Annotated in this window: 12 protein-coding genes; 5 read left to right on the plus strand and 7 right to left on the minus strand. The window is 70.6% G+C overall.

Features of this window, described 5'->3' with window-relative positions; genetic code table 11:
- Nucleotides 1–14: 14 nt before the first annotated feature.
- Complete coding sequence (locus FB391_RS11530; protein ID WP_141894502.1) at nt 15–707, minus strand: TetR/AcrR family transcriptional regulator; 693 nt, start codon at nt 705–707, stop codon at nt 15–17.
- Between the two features lie 41 nt (nt 708–748).
- On the opposite strand from FB391_RS11530, the gene pepN reads away from it, so the two are divergent.
- Nucleotides 749–3256: an aminopeptidase N gene (gene pepN, locus FB391_RS11535; RefSeq protein WP_141894503.1), complete on the plus strand. Its 2508-nt coding sequence runs from the start codon at nt 749–751 to the stop codon at nt 3254–3256.
- A gap of 81 nt (nt 3257–3337) precedes the next feature.
- Here pepN and FB391_RS11540 read toward each other — a convergent pair whose 3' ends face one another.
- The 4 genes from FB391_RS11540 to FB391_RS11555 all read right to left on the minus strand — a co-directional run bounded on the left by FB391_RS11540 (nt 3338) and on the right by FB391_RS11555 (nt 8555).
- The gene (locus FB391_RS11540) at nt 3338–5482 is read right to left on the minus strand and encodes a 3-hydroxyacyl-CoA dehydrogenase NAD-binding domain-containing protein (protein ID WP_141894504.1); all 2145 of its coding nucleotides are present in this window, start codon (nt 5480–5482) and stop codon (nt 3338–3340) included.
- 12 nt (nt 5483–5494) lie between these two features.
- Nucleotides 5495–6700 (minus strand): thiolase family protein, encoded by a 1206-nt coding sequence (locus tag FB391_RS11545; protein ID WP_141894505.1) that lies wholly within the window; start codon nt 6698–6700, stop codon nt 5495–5497.
- A gap of 72 nt (nt 6701–6772) precedes the next feature.
- Complete coding sequence (locus FB391_RS11550) at nt 6773–7972, minus strand: ribonuclease D (protein ID WP_141894506.1); 1200 nt, start codon at nt 7970–7972, stop codon at nt 6773–6775.
- Nucleotides 7965–8555: a DUF3000 domain-containing protein gene (locus tag FB391_RS11555; RefSeq protein WP_141894507.1), complete on the minus strand. Its 591-nt coding sequence runs from the start codon at nt 8553–8555 to the stop codon at nt 7965–7967. The genes FB391_RS11550 and FB391_RS11555 overlap by 8 nt, the downstream gene beginning before the upstream one ends.
- 25 nt (nt 8556–8580) lie before the next feature.
- On the opposite strand from FB391_RS11555, the gene FB391_RS11560 reads away from it, so the two are divergent.
- Nucleotides 8581–9834 carry an alpha/beta hydrolase family protein gene (locus FB391_RS11560; protein WP_141894508.1) on the plus strand — a complete coding sequence of 418 codons (1254 nt, stop codon included), beginning with the start codon at nt 8581–8583 and terminating at the stop codon, nt 9832–9834.
- A 12-nt stretch (nt 9835–9846) separates the two neighbouring features.
- Here the strand turns inward: FB391_RS11560 and FB391_RS11565 are convergent, their stop codons facing one another.
- Together FB391_RS11565 and FB391_RS11570 are read right to left on the minus strand one after the other, a co-directional pair.
- The gene (locus FB391_RS11565; RefSeq protein WP_141894509.1) at nt 9847–10284 is read right to left on the minus strand and encodes a SufE family protein; all 438 of its coding nucleotides are present in this window, start codon (nt 10282–10284) and stop codon (nt 9847–9849) included.
- Between the two features lie 47 nt (nt 10285–10331).
- A complete protein-coding gene (locus FB391_RS11570) occupies nt 10332–11237 on the minus strand; it encodes a sulfurtransferase (protein WP_141894510.1) in 906 nt (301 codons plus the stop codon).
- A gap of 172 nt (nt 11238–11409) precedes the next feature.
- On the opposite strand from FB391_RS11570, the gene zapE reads away from it, so the two are divergent.
- The 3 genes from zapE (at nt 11410) to FB391_RS11585 (ending at nt 14553) form a co-directional block, all read left to right on the plus strand.
- Nucleotides 11410–12438 carry a cell division protein ZapE gene (gene zapE / locus FB391_RS11575; RefSeq protein ID WP_141894511.1) on the plus strand — a complete coding sequence of 343 codons (1029 nt, stop codon included), beginning with the start codon at nt 11410–11412 and terminating at the stop codon, nt 12436–12438.
- 196 nt (nt 12439–12634) lie between these two features.
- The gene (locus FB391_RS11580) at nt 12635–13903 is read left to right on the plus strand and encodes an ammonium transporter (RefSeq protein WP_141894512.1); all 1269 of its coding nucleotides are present in this window, start codon (nt 12635–12637) and stop codon (nt 13901–13903) included.
- A 116-nt stretch (nt 13904–14019) separates the two neighbouring features.
- Nucleotides 14020–14553: a type II toxin-antitoxin system PemK/MazF family toxin gene (locus tag FB391_RS11585; protein ID WP_141894513.1), complete on the plus strand. Its 534-nt coding sequence runs from the start codon at nt 14020–14022 to the stop codon at nt 14551–14553.
- Nucleotides 14554–14575: the final 22 nt, after the last annotated feature.

The raw sequence follows: 14575 nt of genomic DNA on the forward strand, positions 1-14575 counted from the left end.
CCGTCCGCCGCGCGTCACGCACCCACGGACGCGACGAGGTCCAGCAGCTCCTGCAGCGGCCGGCGGAGCAGGGGCATGCGGGTCAGCGGGAGCGCGAGGCGCAGCAGTCGCAGACCGCGATCCAGGAGCGCACGCGTGCGCTCCTGGCCGGGCGAACGGTCGTAGACCCAGAACAGCGCGAGCAGCAGGTGGCCGAGCACGAGCGCCCGGGGGAGCGCCGCCCGGAAGTCGTCCGGGAGCGGTGAGCCGGCAGCGCCGTCCACAGCCTCGCGGAAGAGCTCCTGCGTGATCCCGAGCGCCTCGGCGGACTCGTCCGACAACGGGTTGATCGGCGAGCGGGGCGACACCGCGGCCGACAGGAACTCCGGGGCATGGGCATGGAACGGCGTGAGCTGGTCGAGGCCGGTGCGGTAGACGATCGCCAGCCGGTCCACGAGATCCGTGGATGCCGCCAGCTCCGGCAGGGCGGCATCCCGGTGCTTCTGCTGGACGTCCAGATACAGCTCCTGCACGAGGTGGTTCTTCGTGGCGAAGTGGTAGTGCGTGGTGCCCACCGAGACGCCGGCCTCTTCGGCGATGAGGCGGATGGTCGTGGCGTCGTACCCGCGCTCGTGGAACGAGAGCAGGGCGATGTCGCGCAGCTTCGCCCGGGTGCGTTCGCTCTTCGTGAGCGGGGGAGTCGAGACCGCGGCATCCTCACTGAACATGTTCAGAAGCTAGCACGGACACCGCATGAAAGCATGGTGGCATGACCTCTGCGAACCTCACCCGCGACGAGACCGCGGCCCGCTCGAACGTGATCCGCCTGGAGGCGGTCGAGGTCGAGCTCGACCTGCGCAACGCACGCGATCTCACGACGCAGACGTTTCCGACGACCGCCACGCTGACCTTCGACGCCACGGCCGATGCGACGTGGATCGACTTCATCGGCGCCTCCGTGGACGGCGTCACCGTCAACGGCGCCCCGCGCGAGGTCGACTGGGACGGCTCCCGCATCCGCATCGAGGGCCTCGCGGAGCACAACGTCGTGAGCGTCCGCGCCCACGGGCGCTATAGCACCTCGGGTGAGGGCCTGCACCGGTTCCGCGACCCGGTCGACGGCGAGGTCTACCTCTACACGCAGTACGAGCCCGCGGACTCCCGGCGGGTGTACCCCGTCTTCGAGCAGCCCGACATGAAGGCGCGGTGGCGCTTCACGGTGGATGCCCCGGACGCGTGGCAGGTCCTGTCCGGCGGCATGGAGACCGGGCGCGAGGCCCTGCCGGACGGCGTGCGCGTCGCGTTCGCCGAGACCCTGCCGGTCTCCAGCTACATCACCGCTGTCGCGGCGGGTCCGTATCACCGCGTGGACGGCGTGTGGGAGGGCGGCGACCGGGTGGTTCCGCTGGGCGTGCTGTGCCGGGCATCGCTCGCCGTGCACCTCGACGCCGACGAGATCCTGGACATCACCCGGCGCGGGCTGCAGTTCTTCGAGGAGGCGTTCGCCTACCCGTATCCGTGGGGCAAGTACGACCAGATCTTCGTGCCCGAGTACAACCTCGGCGCCATGGAGAACCCGGGGCTGGTGACGTTCACCGAAGGCTACGTGTTCCGCGGCGCCTCGACCGCGGCTCAGCACGAGGGCCGGGCCAACACGATCCTGCACGAGATGGCGCACATGTGGTTCGGCGATCTCGTGACGATGCGCTGGTGGGACGATCTGTGGCTGAAGGAGTCCTTCGCCGACTTCATGGGCGCCCACACCGCCGTCGCCGCGGGCGGATACCCGGACGCGTGGGTGACGTTCGCGAGCCGGCGCAAGGGGTGGGCGTACGTCCAGGACCAGCTGCCGACGACGCATCCCATCGTCGCCGACATCCCTGACCTCGAGGCTGCCAAGCTCAACTTCGACGGCATCACGTACGCCAAGGGGGCCTCGGTGCTCAAGCAGCTCGTCGCTTTCGTGGGCGAGGACGCGTTCTTCCGCGGAGCGCAGCGGTACTTCGCCGACCACGCGTTCGGCAACACGACGCTGCCCGACCTGCTGTCCGCGCTGGAAGCCGAGTCGGGGCGTGACCTGACGGCGTGGAGCCGTGCCTGGCTGCAGACCAGCGGGCTGTCAGAGATTGCGGTGGAGCGGGACGACGTGAACGGGCTGGTGCTGACGCAGACCGACCCGCGCCCGCATCGGCTCACATGCGGACTGTTCTCGGTCACGGGCGATCGTCTCGTGCGGCAAGGAGACGTCGAGGTCGAGGTCGTCGACGCACGCACGCCGCTCGGGCGGGTGAGCGCGGACGGCATCGACCTCGTGCTGCCGAACGTCGACGACAGCACCTACGCGAAAGTGCGCCTGGACGCGCGCTCGACCGATGTGGCCTCGGACCACCTGTCATCCATCGACGATCCGGTGGCCCGGGCGGTGATCTGGGCGGCGCTGTGGAACGCCACCCGTGACGGCGACCTGCCGGTCACGCGGTTCGTGGCGGTCGTGTCGCGGCATGCGACGCACGAGCCCAACGTCGCGCTGCTCGCCGACGCGCTCGCTCATACCCACGCCGCGATCGGGCACTACGCAGCGGCCGATGCGCGTGATGCCCTTGCCGGCGCGTGGGTCGAGACGTGCTGGAACGCGCTGTGGGCAGCGCAGCCGGGTTCTGACGCGCAGCTCGCCTGGGCGCGTGCCCTCGGTGCGGCCGCCGGACGTTCCGCGGGCAAGGCGGACGAGATGCACGCGATCCTCGCGCGCACCGCGCCGGCTCCGGACGGCCTCGCACTTGACCCCGAGCTGCGCTGGGCGTGGCTCATCGCGCTGGCGGCCACCGGGCATGCGTCGACGGAGGACGCCGACGCCGAACTCGCGGCCGATCCGTCTGCGCAGGGCCACGTCGCCCACCGGACGGCGCTGGCCGCCCGCCCCGACGCCGCGGTGCGCGTGTCGGCGTGGCGCGCAGCCTGGGAGGACGAGAGCCTCACCAACGATCACCTGGCCGCGACGATCGCCGGTGCGCGCGCCGGTGACCGGCGGGATCTGGTCGCGGACCTCGACGACGACTACTTCGCCCGCATCCGCCCGGCCTGGGCATCGCGCAGCATCGAGATCGCGCGGCGGCTGGTGGTCGGACTGTTCCCGTCGTCGGGCTCGCTCGACGATGTGGACGGGTGGCTCGCCGAGAACGACGATGCCCCGGCCGCTCTCCGTCGCCTCGTGATCGAGCAGCGTGACGGCCTCGCTCGGGACCTCCGAGTCCGCGCCGCGCAGCCCGTCGCGCCCTGACAGCCGCGGCCCCGGGAACACGGGGCCTGAAACGGCGGTGGCCCCGGGCGAGCGCCCGGGGCCACCGTGTCGTCGGAGGGGTCAGCTCTCGATGCCCCGGATGGGCGGGTGGTGGAACGTGTCGCCGAACGCGCGCTCGGACGCGCCCTCGCGGTCGAGGTACGGCGAGGCGCCACCGTCGATGAACGGCCAACCGGCGCCGAGGATGAGGCACAGGTCGATGTCTTCGACCTCGGGCACGACGCCATCGTCGAGCATCAGCTTGATCTCCTGCGCCAGTCCGTCCTGCACGCGACCGAGGATCGTCGCCGCCGACGCGGGCGACGAGCCGACAGCCGGCTTCAGGAGCTTCTCGGCGGCCTTGGTCCAGCCGGTCACGCGACCGCCCTTGTCCTTCTCGACCACCTCGGGCAGCTCCGCGAGCGCGTGGAAGTTCTCGTTCGCGTAGAAGCGCTCCGGGAAGGCGTGCACCATGGTGTCCTGCACGTGGGCGGCCACCTTCCAGCCGACCAGGTCGATCAGCTGGAACGGGCCCATCGGCAGGCCGAGCGGGGCGAACGCCTTCTCGACGTCGGCGACCGGCGTGCCCTCGTACACGGCGCGTGCGGCCTCGCCCATGACCTTCGCCAGCAGACGGTTCACGACGAACCCGGGGGCGTCGGCGGTGAGCACCGCGTTCTTGCCGAGGTTCTTCGCGACGACGAACGCCGTCGACAGCGCGGCGTCCGACGTGTGCGGCGTCTTCACGATCTCGATGAGCGGCATGACCGCCACCGGGTTGAAGAAGTGGAAGCCGACCAGCCGCTCCGGGTGGGCGAGCTTCGCGCCGATCTCCTCGACGGACAGCGAAGACGTGTTGGTCGCGAGGATCGCGTCCTCGGCGATGATCTGCTCGATCTCTCCGAACACCTGCTGCTTGACACCGACCTCTTCGAACACGGCCTCGATGACGAAGTCGCAGTCCGCGTACAGGCTCTTGTCCGTCGTCCCGGTGACGAGCGCACGGAGCTTGTTGGCGCTGTCGCCGTCGAGGCGGCCCTTCGCCTCGAGCTTGCCGATCTCGTCGTGGATGTACGCCACGCCCTTGTCGACGCGCGCCTGGTCGAGGTCGGTGATGAGCACCGGCACCTGCAGCTTGCGCACGAACAGCAGGGCGAACTGGCTCGCCATCAGACCGGCGCCGATGATTCCGACCTTGGTGACCTTCTTGGCCAGCTCCTTGTCGGGAGCTCCGACCGGACGCTTCGCACGCTTCTGCACCAGGTCGAAGGCGTACATCGACGCCGCGAACTGGTCGCCCGTGACGAGTTCGGCCAGCGCCTCGTCCTCGCGGGCGAAGCCCTCTGCCTTCGTGCCGCCCTTGGCCTTGTCGAGCAACTCCAGCGCCGCATACGGCGACTTCGGCACGGTGCCGATCTTGGACTCGAGCATGCCGCGCGCCATCTTGATGGCGATCGGCCACTTGGTGAGGCGCTCGATCTTGCCGGGCTCGTTCTTGCGCTCCACCTTGACCTTGCCCGTGAGCACGCCGTCCGCCCAGTTCAGCGAGTCCTCGAGGTAGTTCGCCGCGGGAAAGATCGCGTCGACGATCCCGTAGTCGAACGCCTGCTGGGGCTTGAGCATCCGGTTCTGCTTGAGCGGGTTCGAGATGACCACCTCGAGCGCGTTCTCGATGCCGATCAGGTTCGGCAGCAGGTAGGCGCCGCCCCAGCCGGGGATGATGCCCAGGAACACCTCGGGCAGCGCGATGGCGGCGGCCGAGGCATCCACCGTCCGGTAGGCGCTGTTGAGCGCGATCTCGAGCCCGCCACCGAGCGCCAGCCCGTTGACGAAGGCGAACGTCGGCACGCCGAGGTCGCCGAGCTTGCCGAACACCTTGTGTCCGAGCTGTGCGACCAGCCGGGCGTTGTCCTTTGAGCCGACCTTGGTGATGTCGCTCAGGTCGGCGCCGGCAGCCAGGATGTACTGCTTGCCGGTGATCCCGACCGCCTGGATCTCACCCGCCGCGACGCGCGCCTTGAGCGCGTCGAGCGTCTCGCCGAGCTGGAACATCGTCGCCGGTCCGAGCGTGTTCGGGCGCGTGTGGTCGCGGCCGTTGTCGAGGGTGATGAGTGCGAGCACCTTGCCCGAGGCGAGACGGATGTCGCGCACGCGGGAGTGCGTGATCACCTCGCCCTCGGTGAGGGCGAGGATCGGCGAGAAGTCGATGTCGTCGTAGTTCGTCATTCGTGCAGGCCCTTACTTGCGCTTCTTGCCGTCGTAGAACGGGTTCTCCCAGATGACCGAGCCGCCCTGGCCGAGGCCCACGCACATCGCGGTGAGGCCGTAGCGGACGTCGGGACGCTCGGCGAACTGCGCCGCGAGCTGGATCATCAGGCGGACGCCCGAGGCGGCCAGCGGGTGGCCGAGGGCGATCGCGCCGCCCCACTGGTTGACGCGGGGGTCGTCGTCGGCGATGCCGAAGTGGTCGAGCAGCGAGATCACCTGGATGGCGAAGGCCTCGTTGAGCTCGAACAGGCCGATGTCGTCGATCTTCAGGCCGGCCTTCTTCAGGGCCTTCTCGGTCGAGGGGATCGGCCCGATGCCCATGATCTCGGGCTGGACGCCGGCGAAGGCGAACGAGACGAGCTTCATCTTCGGCCGCAGGCCGAGCTCCTTCACCGCACCGCCGCCGGCGAGCAGCGACATCGTCGCACCGTCGGTGAGGGGCGACGACGTGCCCGCCGTGACGCGGCCGTGCGGCCGGAACGGGGTCTTCAGCGCAGCCAGGTCCTCCATCGTGGTCTGCGGGCGACGGCCTTCGTCCTCGGTGGCCAGGCCCCACGAGCCCTCGGCGTCCTTGATCGCGACCGACACGAGGTCGGGCTGGATCTTGCCGGCGTCGTACGCCGCCTGCGCCTTGTGCTGGCTCAGCATGCCGAAGCGGTCCGAGCGCTCCTTGGTCAGGTGCGGGAAGCGGTCGAAGATGCGCTCCGCCGTGACGCCCATGTTCAGCGCGCCCGGGTCGACCATCCGCTCTGCGACGAAGCGGGGGTTCGGGTCTGCGTTGCCGCCGATGGGGTGATGCCCCATGTGCTCCACGCCGCCGGCGAGGGCGACGTCGTACATGCCGACGCCGATCGAGCCCGCCATCGTGGTGACGCTCGTCATCGCGCCGGCGCACATGCGGTCGATCGCGAAGCCCGGAACCGTCTGGGGGAGCCCGGCGAGGATCGCGACGCTGCGCCCGAGCGTGAGCCCCTGGTCGCCGGTCTGCGAGGTCGCGGCGATCGCGACGTCGTCGATGCGGTCCTTCGGAACGTTCGGGTTGCGTTCCATGAGCCCGATCGTCGCCTTGACGGCGAGGTCGTCCGCTCGGGTGTTCCAGTACATGCCCTTCTCGCCGGCGCGCCCGAAGGGGGTGCGCATTCCATCGACGAAGAAGACGTCCGAGATCTCGGCCACTCTGCCTCCAAAAATAGGGATGACGCCAGCCTAGGAGGGGGCGCAGAGCGACTGGAATCGGGTGGCGGAAACCTACGAAGCCGCTTCGGACGCCCTCGAGGCCTCTTGCACGGAACCCACAAAGGCATCGGCGATCACCTGTGCGGTCTGCTCAATCTGCCAGCGGCGCGCACCGAGCTCCGCGAGGGCGTCGCCGATGGATGCCGCCGACAGCGGCTGCGGCGGCGCCCAGGCGACGCGGCGCAGCAGCTCAGGGGTCAGAAGGTTCTCGGTGGGCATGTGGAGCTCTTCGGCGCGATGCTCGACGAGCGGGCGCGCCGCCTTCAGCCGCGCATCCGCCTCGGGGTTGCGGTCGATCCACGCGCGGGGCGGCGGCAGGGTGTCACCGCCGCTGGCGCGCTCCAGCGGGAGCTGCGTGACGGCGCGGCCGGCCTCGATCGCCGCCCACCACCGGTCCAGCTGCGTGCGGCTCGCACGACCCGTGAAGTCCTTCACGGCGGCCAGGGCGCTCTTGGACGCGGGGTCGGCGAGCACCGCCGCGACGAGGGCGCGGTCGGGCACGAGTCGTCCCGGCGCGACGTCTTCTTCACGGGCGTACTCCTCCCGCGCCGTCCAGAGCTCTCGCGCCACGGCGAGCGCCTTGCGCCCTCGCACCGTGTGCAGTCCGCTCAAGCGCCGCCACGGCTCCTCGCGCCGCGGCTTGGGCTCGCGTTCGAGCACCGCCTGGAACTCCTGCGCGGCGAAGTCCGTCTTGCCCTGCTCGTCCAGTTCCACCGCCAGCTTGTCGCGCACGTCGATCAGGTGCTCGACATCGAGCGCCGCATACTCCAGCCACGACTGGGGCAGCGGGCGCGTCGACCAGTCGGACGCGGAGTGCGCCTTCGCGAGCGTGATGCCCAGCGTGTCCTCGACGACCGCTCCGAGCCCCACGCGATCGTGACCCAGCAGGCGGGCCGCCAGTTCGGTGTCGAAGATCCGCGGCGGCTCCAGACCGAGCTCGCGCAGCGAGGGCAGATCCTGGCTGGCCGCGTGCAGCACCCACTCTTCGCCGCCGATGGCGTCCTCGAGCGGCCGGAAGTCGCCGATCGGGGGCGGGTCGAAGAGGAACACCCCCGCTCCGCGGCGGTACACCTGCACGAGGTACGCCCGCTGCGAGTAGCGGAATCCGGAGGCGCGCTCGACGTCCACCGCCACCGGCCCCGTGCCGTCGGCGAGACGGCGCGCGGCCTCGGCTGCGCCGCCTGCCTCATCGATGACGTCGTAGTCAGCCACGAGGCGACCTGCGCGAATCGAGCATCGCGATCCCTTCCGAGCCGGGCGGAAGACCCGCCAGCATGCAAACCAACTCCGCCCATGCTTCCACGTGTGGAGCGATCGCGCCCTCCGGCGACCACGACGCCCGCAGCTCGATCTGGGCGCCGTCGCCTTCTGCGGTCAGGGAGCCGAAGCCTTTGGACAGCGTCTTGGTGGCCGTTCCGGACGCCGAGTGGAAGGCGGCCTTCCGGGACTCCAGGGCGTCGGTGAGCCAGGTCCAGGCGACGTCGGCGAGCAGCGGGTCGATGCCGATCTCGGGCTCGAGCGGCGCCTGGGCGAAGCAGACGATCCGCCACGCCCCGTTCCACGGCGTCGGCTCATCCGGATCGTGCAGCAGCACCAGGCGACCGGTGCCGTACGGGGAATCGCCCTCGTCGGCATCCGGGCGCACGTCGCCGGCGATCGCGATGGAGTCGGGGGCCAGTCCCTGCGGCGCCGCGATCTCGCGCACCGTCAGATCGTCGCGGAACACGATCGCGCGCACCGCGTCGGCCGCCTGCTCGAACGAGTCGGGTGCCGCGGGGGGACGCTGCTCAGCCACGCGGACAGACTAGAGTGATGCCTCGATGGTCGTCTCCAGGCGCGCCGCGAGAGACGGCGCAACACCCACCCGCAGCCGGCTGAGGGCCTCTCGCCCCGCACCCGGACCGCGTTCTCGTGCCTACGTCGCCGGCGTCAAAGCCGCGCTCACGGTGCTGAGCTTCGGCCTCGCCGCTGCCGTCGGCGCACTGGCGGCCGGTTCCGTGGTGATGGCGCGGAAGGTCGTCACGCCTGCCCGGCGGCTGCCCGACACCCGCATCCTTGCGCTCGACACCGCCGCGCAGACGATCACCCTCTCTCGGACGGCCGACACCGAGCTGCCCGGCCGCTACGGCCTGTTCACGACCGGGACCTCGGACTACGTCAAGCTCGGCTCGGTGCTGTCGGAGGACGCCGCGAGCGTCAAGCGCAAGCTGCTCACCCACGTCGGCTCGGACGCGCGGCTGGAGCCGGACGCCGCGTTCAGCGGCTGGTACTTCGATCGCCCGGAGCAGCTGCATCTGCCGTTCACCCCGGAGCTCATCGGCTCGACCGTCGGCCCATGCCCCGCCTGGCTCTTCCCGGCGGGCGACGGCGAGACGTGGGTCATCCAGGTGCACGGCCGCGGCACCACGCGGGCGGAGTGCCTGCGCGCCGTGCCGGTGTTCCACGGCCTGGGCATCACCTCCCTGGTGGTCTCGTACCGCAACGACGGCGAAGCGCCGCGCAGCCGCACGGGCACGTACGCGCTCGGGGACACCGAATGGCGCGACGTGGATGCCGCCGTCGGCTTCGCGCGTCGCCGCGGCGCCCGGCGGATCATCGTGATGGGGTGGTCGATGGGCGGTGCGATCGCCCTGCAGCTGTCGCTCAACTCCGCCCACGGCGACGTGATCGCGGGCCTCATCCTCGAGTCTCCCGTCGTCGACTGGCGGGTCGTCCTGCATTTCCACGCGCGCGCCGAGCGGGTCCCCGGTGCCGTGAGCCGGTTCGCGATCAGCGCACTGCAATCGGAGTGGGCCGCACCGCTCGCGCGCACCGGCGGGGCCATCGATCTCGACCGGCTCGATGTCGTGGCGAGGGCCGCCGAGCTGCGGCATCCCATCCTCATCCTCCACAGCGATGACGACGGTTTCGTGCCGTCCGACGCCTCGCACGGTCTCGCCCTGGCGCGCCCCGATCTCGTGGAGCTGCAGGTGTTCGAGGTCGCGCGGCACACCAAGCTGTGGAACTACGACCAGGAGCGCTGGTCCGACAGCATCCGTTCGTGGCTGGAGCGCCAGGGCCTCACGGCCGGGTAGGCGCCGCCTCGCTCACGCGGCGGACTTCGCCCGCACCTGGCGCTGTGCGCGCAGGAGCATCCCGGTCATCCCCGAGATCCGCAGCGGCGACACGACCTTCGTGAGCCCGAGGGTCTGCGGGAAGTCGCCGGGGATGGCGAGCACCTCGGCGCTGCTGAGACCGGTGATCCCCTGCGCCAGGATGCTGGCGAAGCCGCGCGTCGTCGGCGCCTCGGCGGGAGCGGTCGCGTGCATCGTGACGGTGCCCGTGGCGTCGACGTCCACGATGATGTACACCGGCGACTGGCACTCCACGACACGCTCGGCGAGCTCGGGGTGCCCTTCGTACTCGGCGGGCACCGCCGGCAGCTCGTACGAGAACTCCAGCAGCAGCTGCAGCCGGTCGGATTCGGGCAGCTCGAGGAACTCGTCGCGGATCTCGGCGAGGGGTTCGGGAAGGGCGTCACTCATCGCGACCAGTCTCCCACGCGCAGCCGGGCGGGGAGGATGCCGGCGCGTCAGCGTCCCGGGACGGCGCCCGGCTCGCCACCCGTCACGATCGGCACGCGCACCGCGCTGCCCCACTCCGTCCACGAGCCGTCGTAGTTGCGGACGTCCTGGAAGCCGAGGAGGTGCGTCAGCACGAACCAGGTGTGGCTGGACCGCTCGCCGATGCGGCAGTAGGCGACGATCGCGTCGCCGTCCTCGAGGCCGGCTTCGCCGCGGTAGATGGCGTCGAGCTCGGCGCGGGGCTTGAACCCGCCGTCCTCGGCGACCGCCCGCGCCCACGGCACGCTCTGGGCCGTCGGGATGTGCCCGCCGCGCAGCGCGCCCTCCTCGGGGTAGGCCGGGGCAGAAGTGCGGGATCCGTCGTACTCCTCGGGGGAGCGGACATCGATGAGGGGCCCGGCGCCCAGGTGCGCGAGCACGTCGTCCTTGTACGCGCGCAGCAGGGAGTCGTCGCGCTCGACGACGGGGTACTGCGTCGGCGCCGGGTTCGAGGCATCCGTCGTGATCGGGCGTCCCTCGGCGATCCACTTGTCGCGGCCGCCGTCGAGCAGGCGCACGTCCTCGTGGCCGAACAGCGAGAACACCCACAGCGCGTACGCCGCCCACCAGTTGTTCTTGTCGCCGTAGATCACGACGGTGTCCTCGCGCGAGATGCCCTTTGCGCTCAGCAGCGCGGCGAAGCCCTCGCCGTCGACGTAGTCGCGCACGACGGGATCGTTGAGCTCGGTGTGCCAGTCCACCTTCACCGCCCCAGGGATGTGCCCCGTCTCGTACAGCAGGACGTCCTCGTCGGACTCGACGACGACGAGCCCCGGCTCTCCCAGCCGCGCCTGCAGCCAGTCGCCGGTGACGAGCCGGCCCGGCTGGGCGTACTCGGCGAACTTCTCGGACGACGTGTCGATCTCGACGGGCATGGCTTCTCCTGCGGTTCTGTGCGCCGGGGTGCCGGCGGCGTGCTGACGATGAGCACAGGGCTGACGGTTAGGGTTGAACCGTCGATTCCGACCCTAGATTCCCACGTGCCCGCGCGGCCCCGCGACGTAAGACGCCGTCACAGGCCGCGTGAGACCGCGACAGAGGACCCGCATGACCGTCTCCGCCACCCGCACCGGCATCGTCCACCTCACGGAGCGTGCGCCGCAGCTCACCGGAGCGGAGATGGTGGCCGCGCTCGTTCCGCCGCCCCAGTTCGCCGGCGCCACGTTCGACACGTATCGAGCCGATCCGGCGTATGCGTCGCAGCAGGAGGCGAAGGACCTGCTGATCGCGTTCACCGGCGGGGGAGCCCCGGCCAAGGGCGGCCTGTTCCGGCGGGCCAAGCGCCCCGAGATCAAGCCGGGCGTCTACCTCGACGGCGGCTTCGGCGTCGGCAAGACCCACCTCCTGGCGTCGGTGTACCACGCGATGCCCGCGCGCCGGAAGTACTTCGGATCGTTCATCGAGTACACCGCCCTGGTCGGAGCGCTCGGCTACCAGAACACGGTGGAGCTGTTCCGCGGCTCGGACCTGCTCTGCATCGACGAGTTCGAGCTCGACGACCCGGGCGACACGATGGTCATGACGCGACTGCTCGGTGAGCTCGTCGCGTCGGGGACGCGCCTCGCGGCGACCTCGAACACCCCGCCGAACGCCCTAGGCGAGGGCAGGTTCGCCGCGCAGGACTTCCTGCGCGAGATCCACGCCATGGCGTCGAGCTTCCAGACCGTGCGCATCGACGGCACCGACTACCGCCACCGCGCGGTCGACGGTCACGCGGCGGTGCTGTCGGCCCCCGCGTACGAGGCGGCCGTCGCGGATGCCGCCACCACGAGTCTCGTCTCGGACGACGGCTTCGACGGGCTGGTGGCACATCTCGCCCAGGTGCATCCCTCCCGCTACATCCGCCTCATCGACGGCGTCGCCATGGTCGGCCTGCGCGAGGTGCAGCCCTTCACCGACCAGTCGGCGGCGCTGCGCTTCGTCGCGTTCATCGACCGCGTATACGACGCGCAGCTCCCGATCCGCGCGACGGGCACCTCGCTGGATCTCGTCTTCCCCGACGAGATGCTCGCCGGGGGGTACCGCAAGAAGTATCTGCGCGCGATCTCGCGTCTCGTGGCATCCACTCTGGCCTGAGTCCGCCGCGCGCGACCCGGCAGGCTCCGGCCTGATTCACGGGTCGTCTTCGGCGCGCCGAAACACGATGTTTACGCTGAGGGCCGCCGTGTAACCGACGGGAAACACGGGATGGTCCGCTGCGGAAACGGCGCCTCGCGACACTGAGGGGACCCGACGCTATCCTGCGTCCCCCGCAGAGAGGTTCTCCACCGAGATGGATCAAGGCAACACCGCATTCATGCTCATAGCGGCTGCGCTCGTCCTGTTGATGACGCCCGGTCTCGCATTCTTCTACGGCGGCCTGGTGAAGGCCAAGAGCGTCATCAGCATGATGATGCTCAGCTTCGGCGCCCTCGGCCTCATCGGCGTGCTGTGGGTCATCTACGGCTACGCGATCGCGTTCCCCGGCTCTGAGGGCCTCGTGCCGCCGTGGTCGATCGACTGGTCGGCGATCGGCCTGACGAGCCTGCTGGAGGTTCCGGAGGGCGCCGCCTACCCGCCGCTGGCCTTCGTCGCGTTCCAGGCGACCTTCGCCATCCTCACCGTCGCACTCGTGTCGGGCGCCATCGCCGACCGCGCGAAGTTCGGCTCGTGGATGATCTTCGCCGCGATCTGGGCGACGATCGTCTACTTCCCGGTCGCGAGCTGGGTGTTCAACTTCGGCCTGGCCGAGGACGGCAGCTTCGCGTACGGCGGCTGGATCACGTACGGCATGCAGGAGTGGTTCGGCGTCGGCGCGATCGACTTCGCCGGCGGCACCGCGGTGCACATCAACGCGGGTGCGGCCGCCCTCGCCCTCGCGCTCGTCCTCGGCAAGCGCCTCGGCTTCCAGAAGGGCGTGCACGTCCCGCACAACCCGCCGTTCGTGCTGCTGGGCGCGGGTCTCCTGTGGTTCGGCTGGTTCGGCTTCAACGCGGGCTCCGAGCTCGCCGCCGACGGCACCGCAGCCGTGGCCTTCGTCAACACGATCGCCGCCCCCGCCGCCGCCCTGCTGGCGTGGCTGCTCGTCGAGAAGATCAAGGACGGCAAGCCGACCTCGGTCGGCGCCGCCTCGGGCGCCGTCGCCGGTCTCGTCGCGATCACCCCGGCCTGTGCCGCGCTGACCCCGATCTGGGCGATCGTGCTCGGCCTGGTGGCCGGTGCCGTCTGCGCGCTGGCGATCGAGCTCAAGTACAAGTGGGGCTTCGACGACTCGCTCGACGTGGTGGGCATCCACCTCGTCGGCGGCCTGCTGGGCACGCTGTACCTCGGCTTCTTCGCGAACAACACGGGCCTCATCTACAGCGGTGACCTGACGCAGCTCATGGTGCAGGCGATCGCCGCCATCGCGGTGCTGGTCTACTCGTTCGTGCTCGCCTACGCCATCGGCTGGGGCATCGAGAAGACGATCGGCTTCCGCGTGAAGAACGAGGACGAGGTCGCCGGGATCGACACGGTCGTGCATGGCGAGGAGGGCTACGTCCTCGAGGGCGCTCGCGTCTGATCCGTCCCGTACCGACCCCGAAGGGGCGTCGCGGTTCCCCCCGCCGCGACGCCCCTTCGGCGTTCCCGCGCCGCAGCCGGGGGGAGGATGCTGCAGACGCCCGTTATCGTGATGCCGTGGCCCGCGGCATCCTCTCGTCCCTCCTGAACGTCCTCCTTCCGTCCCGTCGGCCGTCGAGGCGCACGACGACCGCGACGGTCACCGGTGAGGCCGGTCCCGGCCGCTACGGCGCCACCGCGACACGCGAGATCGCTCCGCCCCGCAGCTCGGCGCTGCGTATCACCTACAAGCCCGTCCACGACGCGGACCCCGACGCCGGCGAGATCGTCTGGACCTGGGTGCCGTACGCGGAGCGCGACGGCCGCGGCAAGGACCGGCCCGTGCTGGTCATCGGGCGGCGCGACGCCGACACCGTGTACGCCGTCAAGCTCACGAGCAAGGCGCACGACGGACAGCGGGACTTCCTCCCGATCGGGTCCGGGGCGTGGGACTCGCAGGGGCGGCCGTCGTGGGTCGACATCGACCAGTTCTACCTCGTGCACCGCTCCGGCATGCGACGCGAGGCCGCCGCGCTCGACCTGGAGCGCTTCGTGCGCGTCGCGGACGCGCTGCATCGCCGCTACGGCTGGGCCGTGGGGGAGCCGCGCTAGGCTGAGCCCGCCCGGTCCGCCG

Source organism: Microbacterium kyungheense (assembly GCF_006783905.1).
In the GTDB taxonomy this organism is placed as follows: domain Bacteria; phylum Actinomycetota; class Actinomycetes; order Actinomycetales; family Microbacteriaceae; genus Microbacterium; species Microbacterium kyungheense.

Excerpts from the sequence above, each read along its gene's own strand:
- FB391_RS11540 (WP_141894504.1), bottom strand. The coding sequence starts at position 5,482 with ATGACGAACTACGACGACATCGACTTCTCGCCGATCCTCGCCCTCACC.
- pepN (WP_141894503.1), top strand. The coding sequence starts at position 749 with ATGACCTCTGCGAACCTCACCCGCGACGAGACCGCGGCCCGCTCGAAC.
- FB391_RS11580 (WP_141894512.1), top strand. The coding sequence starts at position 12,635 with ATGGATCAAGGCAACACCGCATTCATGCTCATAGCGGCTGCGCTCGTC.
- FB391_RS11560 (WP_141894508.1), top strand. The coding sequence starts at position 8,581 with ATGGTCGTCTCCAGGCGCGCCGCGAGAGACGGCGCAACACCCACCCGC.
- FB391_RS11565 (WP_141894509.1), bottom strand. The coding sequence starts at position 10,284 with ATGAGTGACGCCCTTCCCGAACCCCTCGCCGAGATCCGCGACGAGTTC.
- zapE (WP_141894511.1), top strand. The coding sequence starts at position 11,410 with ATGACCGTCTCCGCCACCCGCACCGGCATCGTCCACCTCACGGAGCGT.
- FB391_RS11530 (WP_141894502.1), bottom strand. The coding sequence starts at position 707 with ATGTTCAGTGAGGATGCCGCGGTCTCGACTCCCCCGCTCACGAAGAGC.
- FB391_RS11570 (WP_141894510.1), bottom strand. The coding sequence starts at position 11,237 with ATGCCCGTCGAGATCGACACGTCGTCCGAGAAGTTCGCCGAGTACGCC.